Genomic DNA, 13,550 nt, shown 5'->3' with positions numbered 1-13,550 from the left:
CGTGCCTTGACCGCCCAGAAATAAGAGGTGGTTTCAAAAAGCCGAAATAGATCGCTGAAGAGTATTCCAGCAGATCAGACAAGCAGCGAACTTCAAGAAGGCTTCATGGATCTTGGCGAGTCGCTCGTAGCGGATTCGCAGACGATGGAAATTATGGAACCAAGCATGCGTACGTTCGACTACCCATCGATACTTTCCGAGTCCGCTGCCGTGCTCAGTGCGGCGCTTGGCGAGTACAGGTTTAATACCCCGTTCGCGCAATCTCCGTCGGTGTGCTTCGGAGTCGTATCCGCGGTCAGCATAGACGACTTGGGGTTTTTGCAAAGGACGGCCGCGAATGCCACGGATGACTGGAATCGCGTCGATCAGCGGCAACAATTGTGTGACGTCATGGCGATTGGCACCGGTCAAGATAATCGAGAGCGGCACCCCGTTTGCGTCAGTAGCGACATGGTGCTTAGAGCCGGGCCGCGCACGATCTACGGGGTTCGGCCCAGTTTTTGGCCCGCCCCAATAGCGCGCACGGAAGACGAATCGACAACCACCCGCGACAAGTCGATCTGTCCAGCCGCGCGTAACTCCGAGAGCAGCAGTTCGTGCAATCGATCCCACACGCCTACTTCTTGCCAGTCGCGTAAGCGGCGCCAACAGGTCACCCCGGAGCCGCAACCCATTTCGGCGGGTAGATCGCGCCAACGTAGCCCTGTGCGTAATACAAACACAATGCCGCTCAATGCCGCGCGATCGGGTACCGGCTTGCGACCTGGATACTTCTCGCGTCGAGCCTTCGGCTGTGGCAGTAACGGTTCGATTCGTTTCCATAATTCGTCGTCAATGATCGGCTTGTCCATCCCCTTGGCCTCGTCGTCACGATGGCCAAGGTTAACAGCATGTCGAGAAAGTTAACAGCCCCGCAATGTCTTTTTGAAACCACCTCTAAGAACTTTCCATCGTGACTAAAGGCGACGTTAGCTCCCAAAGCTCCGTCAGGCAACGCTTCGCGGATTGAGTCGCTTTCGGATGGAGCATAAAAAAATACAGTACTCAGGGTCTTGGTGTTCAGCACCATGATGTGCCCCGAACCCAAAGCAAGCATGTCACCTGAAGAGTCCGTCGTCGACGTTGCGCACGATACCGGCCCAGCCAGAATTACGTCCGGCCTTCCTGCCATGGCGATGCCATGCCCCACGATGACGGTCCGGGAATTTTCAATGCCATCGGGATCAACCCGACGGACCAAAACATCGGACATCTGTGGGGTGACCCCGTCTATCGATCGACCCACACTCCACTTGGGCCAGACACCGGCTAGGATTACCTTTTGATCCGAGGTCCACGCCAATGTTTGAACCATCAACCCGTCAGCGTTGTAGTCACGAAAATTCCACGACCGTGTGTCGTAGACTCTGTAACTGCCTTCGACAGGATTCAGGTAAACAATAGGCGTGGTATTAACCAACAGCTTGCTTCCATCCCTGCTATATACGGATGGTATCGCGCTCTTGACATCGAGCTCTTTCTCAACAGCGCCCGTCAACGGATTCCACAATTTCATCGGCCAACCCTGACCTCCCATCCCGAGGCTTATGTAGCGGCCGTTCGGACTCCAAGATATTTTAATATACGGAAAAGCGTATATTGGCAAATTCTCGATTCGGGATTGCTCCTGATCTAACTTCAGATCCCAAACGATAATGTCTGAAACTCTGCGGAACGCATTGTCAACGAGAACGGCAAGATAACGCCCATCGGGGCTGAAGACTATCCGAGACACCGATGCATTGGATTCGTTAGGCAAACGGATCGCAGATGTACGCTCCACACTCGGAGCCGTCATCGGCTGATTTAGATCGCGTGCGCGTGCAGGGACATAATTGAATCCAATCGATGCGACGACCAACATGGCAGCTACTAGGGCGCCCCTCAAAATCGAACCTTACTATATGTTGAATTTAATCAGTCGTAGTCGAAAGCCCGCAAGCCAGTCGGTTTCAACGGCGTAACAACTGTCGATTGCCGCGTCATGTTTGCCGTAACTTCCGAGGCATGCCAGCGACGCTGAAGCAATTACGGCCTTCATGAATATGCGCATGTGCGGAGTATCCCGTCGAATGTTCAGTTCCGTGGCCTCACCTCGATCCCCGGCGAGTTGATACAAATTGTCAGCGATCCGGGCGGCTATGTCGAATGAACGGTGGTGGCCGAGGCCGCGTCAAAACTCAAAATCACTAAGTTTGAGGGGGTCGCTTTACCCCTCCCGAGGTGCCACGAGGCCGATATAGAGCGTTCTGACGAGCCGCCTTTCGCGCTGAGCCCAAGCGGTGTGCGTTTCGACACACCCTGGGCCGCACGCAACCTTTCCCAACGATCGAACCGTGTGCCAATCTCACCCTCCCGCGAATCCAGCAAATTCGCGTCGCAAATCCGCCAAATCCAATTCATTCGCTCCCGCGTCATCGAACGCGCGACCGAATAAATTGGCAAGTCCCTGATTTTCAATGAGGCTCAGTCCAACTAATTCCGTCCGCCCGCACGATAGCAAGCGCCCAAAGCGGATTGATGCCAAAAGTCTATTCGCATGTTCACCAAACGCGCGCTCCCGCTAAGGCGTAACGCAGGAATGACAGGAGGCCGATCTCTCCTCGATAGCCGGCCACACCAGCCCCTCGAATTGATCAGCCGGAACCGGTTCGGAATATAAGAACCCCTGCGCAAAATCACATCCCACGGCGATCAGAAAATCCCGCTGCTCCTCCGTCTCCACCCCTTCGGCAATGACTTTCAATCCCATTTTGTGAGCCAGCACGACCATCGCTTCGCAAAGCGCCTGATTGTCTTCATCAAAGGCGAGGTTCTGCACGAATGAACGGTCGATCTTGAGGTAGTCGATGTCGAAGCGCCTGAGATACGCCAGGGATGAGTAGCCCGTCCCAAAGTCGTCGATCGAGATCCGGATCCCCGCATCACGGAAGCTCAGCAGTTTCTCGTCAATCTTCGATTCGGCATGCAATAACAGTCCCTCGGTTATCTCAACCGCAATGCTCTCCCCCGGCATCCCTTCCTGAATCAGGTAGTCGGGCCATTGGGTACACAGCAGGCTGTCCTGACGAATCTGCACCGGTGATACGTTGACGCTGATCTGGAACGACGGATGGAACCGGCTGCGCCATTGCCGGACCTGTTGCACGGCCTGCCTGAACATCCAGTCTCCAATCGGGACGATGAGTCCCGTGTCTTCGGCCAATGGAATGAAGTCCAGCGGGCTGATCGTGCCGCGCTCGGGGTGCAGCCAGCGGATCAGCGCTTCGGCTTTGTAGACGTCCCCAGTCGCGAGGTCAACGATGGGTTGGTAATAGATCTGGAACTGCTTGCCAGGCAGGGCGGCGCGCAGGTCACTCGTGAGACGCCGGCGCTTTTCCGCCGCCACTTGCAGGTCGGGCGTGAAGTAGCTGAACCGATTGCGCCCAGCGTTTTTGGCCGCATACATGGCCTGGTCGGCATTCTTGAAAAGGACATCGAGTTCGCGGGTGTCATCGGGGTAAAGCGTGACGCCGACGCTGGCAGATATGAAAGCCTCGTCGGGGCCGAGCTTGAACGGTTCGGCGAGGTTGTCGATGATCGTCTTTGCGATCCGGTCAATACTTTCGGTGTCGTCCAGGTTGGGCAGAATGACGGTAAATTCGTCACCGCCCAGACGCGCAACAGTGTCCGATTCGCGCACGCTCGACGTGATGCGCCTCGCGGCCTCGATCAACAGGATGTCCCCTGTGTCGTGTCCGAGGGAGTCATTGACCTCCTTGAAGCGATCCAGGTCGATCAGCATCAAGGCCATGCGCTTTCCGGAGCGACGCGACAATCTGGCTTCGTGGTCGAGGCGGTCATGAAACATCTGACGATTCGGAAGATCGGTCAGCGCATCGAAATTGGCCTGTTTCCAGATCGTTGCCTCGAATGCCATCCGGTCCGACAGATCACGGCCAACGGCCAGCACCGAGCTCACATTGCCCGAGCGGTCAATCTCCGGAGTCAGGCGGATATGAGTGCATTGTTCCTGTCCGTCGAGACTCAGCCATTTCAGTTCGAGCTGCGAACTTTCGCCGCTTGAAATGACGTCCAGAATTTTCATCTCGTAGATCAGCGCGTTAGCGCCGCCGGGGATCTCCGAGGGTCGCTTGCCGAGCGATTCGCCCAGGCTGCACCCCGCCGAGCTACAGAACGCAGGATTGGCATAAATGCGGTGGAGGTCGCGGTCGTAGCGCGTAATGGTGTCCGGAGAATTCTCGATCAACGTGCGCGACTCGTGCTCCTTGGTCACGAGTTCCGCGGTGCGCTCAATGACGGTCTGCTCAAGGGAGGCGTTGATCTCGTTGATCTTCTGGATCTTCTGCTTGATCGCCTCGCGCATTCTTTCAAAACGCTGCTCCAGTCTACCTAGTTCGTCCTCACCATCGGCATTGGTGAGCGCTTGCGCACCATCCTCCGCCTGGGCTCCCGCGTCGTTGCCGGTATCGTGCATCTTTCGCACAAGATCCTTCAGCGGCGCCGAGATACTGTGGGAAATGAAGTAGGCGAGAAAGATCGAAAGCAGGAAGCCGAGGATGCCGACCAGGATGATCTGGTTGCGTACCGACTGGGCCTGCGCCGTCAACTTCGCTTCCGGAATAGTGCTGACCACAAACCATGTCGTGCCGGGAATCTGCGAGTACGCAGCAAAGTAGCGCGCGTGGCGTTCGCCCTCGAAGGGGACGAAACCGCTCGTCTTGCCGTACGGCTGGTTGTGCGTGATTTTATCGATCAGGCCAGGTTCGGCCGTCTCGCCAGAGGTCTCGTCTGCATTCGTGGAGGTGTCGTCGGCACGGACAATGAGCTTGTTGCTGCTGGCATCGAGAACGTAGATTTCCGTTCCACTGCCCAAGGCGACGTCATTAAAAATCGTGGAGAAATATTCAGGGCGAACCACCAGGACCAGATTGCCGATCTGCTGGTTGTCGCTCTTGCTGATGATGGCCCGCACCATCCCCAGGTTTTGTTGCCCGACGCCGTTGTCGTAACTGCCCCAGTAGGGATGTCCATTGTGACCGGGAGCCTGCTCCACCAGGTGCGTCACACCCCGCGTCAGTTGCGCGAACGCCTGGGTGTCCATGATCCGGTTGTTCTTGTCGAGCAGATATTTCTGGTTGATGAAATCAATCGATCCGTAATGCTCCAGGAGCAGCCGGGTCATATCCCGGCGCGCCTCGCTCTGCTCAGTTGCGCTGCCGTTTGCGACCCTTGTCAGCGCACTTTGAACCCGATCGGAGAGCACAAGGAAGCTGCTTTCCGTCTCGACCTGCTCCATCCGCAGCAAGACGTTCTTGGACAGCTGCTTGACCACCTCTTTCGAAAATATCTCCGCCTTCTCCCTGATCGCGGCAGTCGATTCGACATACGATAAGTATCCCGAAAGAAGTATGGGTAACAGTGAAAGCAGGATGAATGCGCTAATCAGCCGGTAACGAATCTCGACACGGCGCAACAGGTCCAGGGAGAGGTACTCGAAAATGCGTCGCAGTGAACCCATGATTGAGCTCATTTGTAGTGCATCTTTGCTTCGTTCTTGACAGATTCATCCAGGAGCTTTGCGGCCTGCCCGGGCGTGATCTTCCTGAACAGCACATCCTGCATCAACTGATGCAGCCGCTCGATCGAATTGGAGGGTAGAACCGAATAGTACGGGCTGGAAGTCACGGGATAGCGGCTCACGCTATTCGTGTAGTCGGCAATCTTTGGATTGCTGACCATTGTTCCGTCGACTTGCTTGAAGGGCGAAATGTTCTGGCGTTTTCTTTGGAGAATGGCGAACCCCTTCCCGGCGATGAACTCGAGAAAGCGCGTTGCCGCGGCTTTATTGGGTGTCTCTCCCACGGCGAACCCGGTTTCGCTGCCAATCACAGGCACCACCCGCTTGCCAGGCGCGTTCCAGGGCGGAATAAACACGCCAACCTCGAAGGGGTTGCCATGCAGGAAAAGGCCGGCTGCCCAGCTGCCGTGAAACGCCATCGCAACCTTGCCTTCCTTGAACAGGCGTATGCCTTGATCATAGTCGGTCGCCATGAATCCCTCTTGTACATATCCGCGGTCCGCGATCAGCAGGATCTTGGCAAAAATATCGGCTACCTGAGGCGTGTTCAAATCGAGCGTGCCGTCAGAGATTTTCTTCTTCCAGTCCGGCTCGCGTGCCACCACATTGTTGGCAAAGCCGAAACTGAAAGGACCGTTGCCGAGCATGTTCGGGAAACCACCGTTCCACATGATAGGTGTAAAACCGGCCCGTTTGAGCTTATCGCAAACCATCAGGAACTCTTGGAAATTGGTCGGCAGCTGCTTGATCCCGGCCTTCGCGAACATGTCCTGGTTATAGTAAATCAGCGTCGTCGCCACTCCGCCGGAGATGCCGAACCTTTTGGACCGGCGACTCGTCCAGTCGCCCTTGAGAGGATCGAGCATGTTGTTCCATGCAGCGGTGTTACCGACGTCCGCCAGGATGCCTTGATCGGCCAATTCAGCCGCATAGGCGTTCGGATTGACACTGAGCAGATCCGGCAAGTTGCCGGAGGCGATCCGGGGCTTGATATTTTCTTCGACCGAATTGCCGATCATGAACTGCACGTTCACGCGTATGTCCGGATTGGCCTTGCTGAACTCGGCGGCAATCTGCAGCATCTCTTCCGGCCAGTCCGGTGCCCAGATCAACGCGGTGATGGTGGTCCGGGCCGGTGCGGTTGGGGTCGTGTTCGACGTGGCCTGGTTTTGCTGGTGACAGCCGTACAACGACATGAGAATGACGCTGAACAAGACAGATAGCAGGGAGGCAAGCTCAATTCGTCGCACTTGAGGTTTACTTTTTGGTTACGGGATGGAACGACCCGGCTTCAGTCGGCGCTTTACGCGCACTCTGAAAGCTAACCGTCGGAACCTGCATCGCGAAACGGCCAATGGTATGACCACGGTGGCGACTCTGAAGCGGTAAAACGCAAAGACAAGGTGAATTGAACGGGGGCAGTACTTAGTCTGAATATCGGCAACAGGCGTCAATACTTTAGCTGGCGCGAACCCGGATTTCTCTGACATCACACGTAGCCGCTGACGCGAATACGTGTCTGCAAGCTCGTGTAAGGGAAAGACTGGCACGTGATGGCGCCACTGATCATCAGCGACTCCTGAGCGGTCCTGATGTGCATAGGGACCGCGCAAACACCTTGTCTCATGGCCGATGATCAAACCACCACAAGGCACATAAGCCTGGCAAGGTGTGGCGCGTTTTGCCCCGGTGCCGGCAGGCGATCGGAGATTACAGTTAAACTATTTGCCATGAACGAGTGCCGTTACTGCGGAAAAATGCGTGACGAATGGGATTGCCACGGGCAGGAATGCCGCACGGCCATAGCCCGGGCCCTGCGAAGGCAGCGCCTTGGCCTGCCAATGGTGGCGAATCTCATCCGCAACGAAATCCCCGCTGGCGCGACTACGGGAGAGGTTATTACCGTCCTGTGGCGCCAGCGCGTGCGCGCTCGCCGTGCCAACGAAGAGCGCCGGAATCGCAAGGCCGCAGAGGATTTTGACAGCGACTAGCAGCGAAACAGCAGGCGGTAGTGGGCTTCGGCGACCGGCACTGCCGGCGTGTCGGCGCTTCGTAGACAACGCGATCCCGACCGCCTACGACCCTTCAGGCGGCGCAATGCTCGCGGGTTTCACGGGCGTATCGGTACCGTCAGGCATTCCCCAGTGCACACGCATACGCGGCATCGCAATCGCAACAATAGTCCGCCACCATTCGCGTATTGACCGGCTCTCGGTCACATCAAGGCAAAATACGGGTTTTAGCCCCCAGTCGGGCTCACGAATCAATTGCCGGCACTTGCCCTTCAAGGCTTTCAACCAGCCTTGTCATGCGGCCGGCCGGATAGCTCGTTGTTCAAGCGAGCCTACAGGAGCCATTTTGTATGAGCGAATCGAACATATCTTTCCTCGGCAGGTTTTCCTTGGCCGTCGGAACTTTTTTCGCTGTGCTGGGTGACGGCGAATTGGCCGCACAGGTGCGTGGGCTGCGCAACGGGACAGCGGCGGCGCCAGTAGCACCGGCTGCACCGGTGGCGCCCCAACCCGCAGCAGCTCCGACGGCTCCCGTAATCAAGGAGGCAAGTCCGGAGGCCGCGCTTCAGCTTCTGGGACTGCTCCAGCGCGGTGCGCGTTTCGTTGACTTCGTCGAAGAGGACATTGCAGGTTATTCCGATGCGGACATCGGCGCCGCGGCAAGGCTCGTGCACGAAGGTTGCCGCACGACGCTGCGCGAGCATTTCACGATTCGCCCGGTGCGCCAGGAGCCCGAAGGCAGCCGCGTGACGCTCGCCGACGGTTTCGACGCAAGCGCAAACCGGCTGACAGGCAACGTGGTCGGCAAGCCGCCGTTCAACGGCACGATCAGTCATCGCGGCTGGCGGGTTGAGGACGTCAGGCTGCCGATGTTGACAAAGACACACGATGCAACCGTGATCGCACAGGCCGAGGTGGAACTATGAGTGAGCCGCGCTATTCGATCGGCATCGATCTGGGCACGACCCACTGCGCCCTCTCGTACGTCGACCTCTCCGCCAGTGATGGCGAGAAAACCATTCAAGGCGTGCTGCCGATCACGCAGCTCACCGCGCCGGGGGCCATCGAAGCCCCCGAACTGTTGCCGTCGTTTCTCTACTTGCCTCATCCGAGCGAACTGACGCCCGGCGACCTCGCTTTGCCGTGGACCACCGAGCGCGACTTTGCGGTGGGTGAAATGGCGCGCAGCCGAGGCGCAGGGACGCCGATTCGGTTGGTGTCGAGCGCGAAGAGCTGGCTCTGTCATCCGGGCGTGGACCGCCGCGCGGCGATCCTGCCAAGCGACGCACCGCCTGAAGTGACGCGTGTCTCGCCGCTTGAAAGCTCGGTTCGCTATCTCACGCATCTGCGCGAAGCATGGGACCACGCGCATCCCGATGCACCGTTCAGCGAGCAGGAAGTCACCGTCACCATTCCCGCTTCTTTCGATCCGGCAGCACGGGAATTGACAGCCGAGGCAGCGCAAGCGGCGGGTTACGCCCACATGACGCTGCTGGAGGAACCGCAAGCCGCGCTCTATAGCTGGATCCAGAAAAGCGGCGGCGCGTGGCGCAAGGAGGTGAAGGTCGGCGACATCATTCTGGTCGTGGACGTGGGCGGTGGTACGACTGATCTATCGTTGATCGCGGTCATCGAACGCGAAGGCAATCTTGAGTTGCATCGTGTCGCGGTTGGCGAACACATCCTGCTGGGCGGCGACAACATGGACCTGGCGCTGGCGCACGTGGTCGCGCGCAAGCTCGCTGCTCAGGGAACGCAGGCCGATCCGTGGCAGTTGCGCGCACTCACCTATGCGTGCCGGGCGGCCAAGGAAACGCTGCTGACCGATCGCAGTACGGAGACGGTGCCGCTGGTCGTGCCGAGCCGCGGATCGAAACTGATCGGTGGCTCGATCCGCACCGAACTGACCCGCGCCGAACTCACGCAGACGATCCTTGACGGCTTCTTCCCACAAGTCGATGCATCGGCGCGGCCGGTGACTCGAACGCGAGCCGGCCTGACTCAACTCGGTCTGCCGTATGCACAGGACGCGGGCATCACGCGGCATCTCGCGGCCTTCCTGGGCCGGCAGGTCGCAGCGCTCGCTGAGCTCGACGGACTTCAGCACGCGCCCGCCGAGAACGCGACGTTCCTGCATCCGACAGCGGTCCTGTTCAACGGCGGCGTCTTCAAGTCGATGCTGCTCGTCGAGCGAATTCTCGATGCCCTCAACGGCTGGCTCGCAGCCGAAGGCGCGGCGTCTGCGCGCTTGTTGGGCGGCGCCGATCTCGACCTCGCGGTCGCACGCGGGGCGGCGTACTACGGCTACGTGAAGCGCGGCAAGGGCGTGCGTATTCGTGGCGGCACGGCGCGCGCCTACTACATTGCGATCGAGTCGGCCATGCCGGCCGTGCCCGGCATGGAGCCGCCTATCCAGGCGTTGTGCCTCGCGCCCTTCGGCATGGAAGAGGGCACGGACGCCGCCTTGCCGCCTCAGGAATTCGGTCTCGTCGTCGGCGAACCGGTGCACTTCCGGTTCTTCGGTTCATCGGTGCGTAGACAAGATCAAGTCGGCACGATGCTCGACTACTGGTCGCCCGACGAGTTGCAGGAGCTGGAGGAAATCCACGCCACGCTGCCGCCCGAAGGACGCACGCCCGGCGAAGTCGTGGCGGTGAAGCTGCATGCGCGCATCACTGAAGCCGGCACGCTGGAACTCGAAGCCGTGCCGCGCGGCACGAACGAGCGCTGGAAAGTCGAATTCGATGTGCGCGGCAGCGCGAACGCCTGAACACGATGAAGCGATACATCGTCGGTATCGATCTCGGCACGAGCAACACGGTCGTAGCGTACGTCGAGGCGGGTACTGACGAGATCAGGATCTTCGATATCGATCAGCTCGTCGGCCTCGGCGAGATGGGCGCGCGCGAGCTGTTGCCGTCCGTGCGCTATCACCCGGCGCAGGGCGAGCTTGCGCCCGGTGATCTGCAATTGCCTTGGAGTGGCGCGGACAAGCGCGAGAGGCAAGCGGCCGTGATCGGACGGCTCGCCCGTACGCTGGGCGCGCAGGTGCCGGGCCGGCTCGTGACCAGCGCGAAGAGCTGGCTTTCGCATGCATCGGTCGACCGTCTCGCGCCGATCCTGCCGTGGGGCGCGGACGATGAAGTCGGCAAGGTATCGCCGGTGACCGCGAGCGCAAGCTATCTGGCTCACGTGCGCGCTGCATGGAACCACCGTTTTCCACACGCATTGCTCGAAGACCAGGACGTGGTGCTTACCGTGCCTGCATCGTTCGATGACGGCGCGCGTGCACTGACGCTTGAAGCGGCGCGCATTGCGAAGCTGCCCGCGCTGCGCTTGCTGGAAGAGCCTCAGGCCGCGTTCTACGACTGGCTGTTTCATCATCGCGCGACGCTTGGCGCCGAGCTCGCCCAGACGCGTCTCGTGCTCGTCTGCGATGTAGGCGGCGGCACGACGGACCTCACACTGATCAAGGTGCATGTCGAGGATGGTGAGCCGCAGCTGACTCGCATCGGCGTTGGCAATCATCTGATGCTCGGCGGCGACAACATGGACCTTGCGCTGGCGCATCTGGTCGAGACCCGTCTGGCCAAGGAGCAAACGCGCCTGTCGGCGGCGAACCTGTCACAGCTCGTCGAACGATGCCGCGCCGCAAAGGAACAACTGCTTGGCGCACAGCCGCCCGACTCCGTTGCGATCACGCTGCTGGGTGCGGGAGCGCGGCTTGTCGGCGGGGCACGCACGACCGAGCTGAGTCGTGATGAAGTCGAGCAGATCATCGTGGAAGGTTTCTTTCCAACGGGCGGCCCGGACGAATTGCCTCGACGCTCGCGGGCCGCGCTTGTCGAATTCGGTTTGCCCTACGCGGCCGATCCGGCAATCACGCGTCACATCGCAGCGTTTCTGAAACGACTCGATGCGCAGTCGCGCGAGGCGTTGGGTGTATCGGATGCTGTGCAAACATCGATGCCCGATACCCTGCTGCTCAACGGCGGCGTGTTCCGGGCCGAAGCGCTCTCAGGGCGTCTGGCAAGTGCGCTCGGCACATGGCGCCAGCAGCCTCTGCACGTGCTGCAAAACGATCATCCCGATGTTGCCGTCGCGCGTGGTGCGGTCGCCTACGGACTGGCGCGCGCGGGACACGCGCCGCGCATTGGCGGCGGCTCGCCACGCAGCTACTTCCTGGTCCTTGATAACGATCCACAAGACGACGCACAGGACCATGCGAAGACATCGCGAGGCGTCTGCCTGTTGCCACGCGGAACCGAAGAGGGCCACGAGGTACATCTCGAGGATCGCGTGTTTGCGCTGCGGCTTGGGGCGCCGGTGCGCTTCCATCTGGTCTCTACCGTCGCCGACACAGCCTGGAAGCCAGGCGAGCTTGTCGATCTCACGACGGGCGATTTCATTCGCCTACCGCCGGTTGCGACCGTGGTATCGCAGCAGCATGCAAAGGGACTCCGCGAGCGACCGGTCAGACTCACGACATCATTGACGGAGCTCGGACGGCTGGAGATGCACTGCATCGCAACCGACGACGCTTCGCAACGATGGCTGCTCGAGTTCCAGTTACGACGCGACGATGCTGAACACGACGTCTCCGAAGCCATACGACATCTCTCGCTCGACAAGGCCATTGAACTCATTGACCGTACGTTCGGCGCCCGCTCGGCGAATGTTGATCCGAAGGAAGTAAAGCGCCTGCGTGCAGGACTTGAACAGCTACTGGGACCGCGTCAGAGTTGGGATAGCGCGCTGCTTCGCGAACTCTTCGGGGCGCTCTGGGAACGCGCGGGTCGTCGTCGGCGTTCTGCGGATCATGAGCGCCTATGGCTGAATCTGGCAGGCTATTGTGTGCGGCCGGGATTTGGCTATCCGCTCGATGAATGGCGCATCGAACAGCTTTGGTCGCTATTCGACGACGGCATTCAGTACGTCAACGAGGGCCAGGTGTGGTCGGAATGGTGGACGCTATGGCGTCGCGCGGCAGGCGGCTTGCATGAGGACGCACAGCTTCAGGTGTTCGACGCCATGGCCTGGCTTCAGGCTGCCGCAGGCACGAAGCGGCACAAGCTGCCCTTCGATCCCACGAAGGTGGGCCAAGCGGACATGCTGCGTCTTTACGCGTCGCTTGAACGCATTCCTGTCGATCGCAAGGTTGAAATAGCGGAACAACTTCTGGTTCGGCTGCAACGGCCCTCGGAAAATCCGCAGGGCTGGTGGGCGGTTGGACGCATCGGTGCACGCCGTCCGTTCTATGGTAGCGCGCATGGTGTCGTGCCGGCGGACGTGGCGACCCGATGGCTCGACGCAATCCTCGCGCTCGACTGGAAAAAGATCGAGCCCGCTGTGTTCGCCGCTGCGCAAATTGCTCGCATGACAGGCGACCGTTCAAGGGATTTGCCGGAGCCGATCCGCGCAACTGTTGTGCGGCGACTCGAAGCCGCAAATGCGCCGCAAGCGTGGGTCGATATGGTTCGCGAGGTTGTGACACTCGACAACGCGGACACGGGTCGCGTATTCGGCGAGTCGCTGCCGGCCGGATTAAAACTGATTGCTGGTTGACGGGGCTTGCGCGCGGCTCTGATGCATATGAATTCGAGTGCGCATTAAAGCTCAGTTTAAAACGACTGGAAACAGCAGCTTCGGAGCGAATGCCAGTTATTCCTGGAATGCGTCAGGCGTCTATTAGTGATTCCCCGGTTGAAAAACGAAACACCAATTAAAAACGTTTCAATAAATGCCAATCGACCTTGATTTTATAGACTATCCCGCGACACGGAAGTCAATCCAATGTTGCGAACGGGAGACACGGCATTAGAAAACAGATCCCCATTTAATTTGATGGAAATATTATCTCGCTTGCGATCAAAAATCGCGCTTGAGCTACCAGCGTTACATACGTCCGTAGTTTGCCC

The 13,550-nt window shown here is 59.2% G+C and carries 8 protein-coding genes; 4 read left to right on the top strand and 4 right to left on the bottom strand.

Annotated elements, in window-relative coordinates; genetic code table 11:
* Positions 1–33 precede the first annotated feature (33 nt).
* The 4 genes from ACSOSP_RS23010 to ACSOSP_RS22995 all read right to left on the bottom strand — a co-directional run bounded on the left by ACSOSP_RS23010 (position 34) and on the right by ACSOSP_RS22995 (position 6,816).
* Positions 34–800, bottom strand: a protein-coding gene (locus ACSOSP_RS23010) for an IS5 family transposase (RefSeq protein WP_455313644.1) whose coding sequence is annotated in 2 segments (ribosomal slippage) — positions 34–503 and positions 503–800 — 768 coding nt in all. Because the reading frame shifts where the segments join, the coding sequence is not laid out codon by codon here.
* On the bottom strand, positions 731–1,903 hold the full coding sequence (locus ACSOSP_RS23005; protein WP_455313219.1) for a WD40 repeat domain-containing protein: 1,173 nt from the start codon (positions 1,901–1,903) through the stop codon (positions 731–733). The genes ACSOSP_RS23010 and ACSOSP_RS23005 overlap by 70 nt, the downstream gene beginning before the upstream one ends.
* A gap of 699 nt (positions 1,904–2,602) precedes the next feature.
* Positions 2,603–5,572 (bottom strand): bifunctional diguanylate cyclase/phosphodiesterase, encoded by a 2,970-nt coding sequence (locus ACSOSP_RS23000; protein WP_455313218.1) that lies wholly within the window; start codon positions 5,570–5,572, stop codon positions 2,603–2,605.
* Positions 5,569–6,816, bottom strand: coding sequence for an ABC transporter substrate-binding protein (locus ACSOSP_RS22995; RefSeq protein ID WP_455313643.1), 1,248 nt, complete (start codon positions 6,814–6,816; stop codon positions 5,569–5,571). Before ACSOSP_RS22995 ends, ACSOSP_RS23000 begins: the two co-directional genes overlap by 4 nt.
* Positions 6,817–7,350: 534 nt before the next feature.
* Between ACSOSP_RS22995 and ACSOSP_RS22990 the strand changes: the two genes are divergently transcribed.
* From ACSOSP_RS22990 to ACSOSP_RS22975, 4 genes are all read left to right on the top strand, one after another.
* Positions 7,351–7,611, top strand: coding sequence for a hypothetical protein (locus ACSOSP_RS22990; protein WP_455313642.1), 261 nt, complete (start codon positions 7,351–7,353; stop codon positions 7,609–7,611).
* Between the two features lie 371 nt (positions 7,612–7,982).
* Positions 7,983–8,558, top strand: a complete 576-nt coding sequence (locus ACSOSP_RS22985) for a DUF2760 domain-containing protein (RefSeq protein ID WP_455313217.1) — start codon at positions 7,983–7,985, stop codon at positions 8,556–8,558.
* Positions 8,555–10,402, top strand: coding sequence for an Hsp70 family protein (locus ACSOSP_RS22980; RefSeq protein ID WP_455313216.1), 1,848 nt, complete (start codon positions 8,555–8,557; stop codon positions 10,400–10,402). The genes ACSOSP_RS22985 and ACSOSP_RS22980 overlap by 4 nt, the downstream gene beginning before the upstream one ends.
* 5 nt (positions 10,403–10,407) lie before the next feature.
* Positions 10,408–13,197, top strand: coding sequence for an Hsp70 family protein (locus tag ACSOSP_RS22975; RefSeq protein ID WP_455313215.1), 2,790 nt, complete (start codon positions 10,408–10,410; stop codon positions 13,195–13,197).
* Positions 13,198–13,550: the final 353 nt, after the last annotated feature.

The sequence above is a fragment of the Caballeronia sp. KNU42 genome (assembly GCF_053760385.1).
Note: the sequence above shows the minus strand (reverse complement) of the source record. Positions and strands in the feature narration are given on the sequence as shown.

Excerpts from the sequence above, each read along its gene's own strand:
- ACSOSP_RS23005 (WP_455313219.1), bottom strand. The coding sequence starts at position 1,903 with ATGTTGGTCGTCGCATCGATTGGATTCAATTATGTCCCTGCACGCGCA.
- ACSOSP_RS23000 (WP_455313218.1), bottom strand. The coding sequence starts at position 5,572 with ATGAGCTCAATCATGGGTTCACTGCGACGCATTTTCGAGTACCTCTCC.
- ACSOSP_RS22995 (WP_455313643.1), bottom strand. The coding sequence starts at position 6,816 with ATGTCGTTGTACGGCTGTCACCAGCAAAACCAGGCCACGTCGAACACG.
- ACSOSP_RS22990 (WP_455313642.1), top strand. The coding sequence starts at position 7,351 with ATGAACGAGTGCCGTTACTGCGGAAAAATGCGTGACGAATGGGATTGC.
- ACSOSP_RS22985 (WP_455313217.1), top strand. The coding sequence starts at position 7,983 with ATGAGCGAATCGAACATATCTTTCCTCGGCAGGTTTTCCTTGGCCGTC.
- ACSOSP_RS22980 (WP_455313216.1), top strand. The coding sequence starts at position 8,555 with ATGAGTGAGCCGCGCTATTCGATCGGCATCGATCTGGGCACGACCCAC.
- ACSOSP_RS22975 (WP_455313215.1), top strand. The coding sequence starts at position 10,408 with ATGAAGCGATACATCGTCGGTATCGATCTCGGCACGAGCAACACGGTC.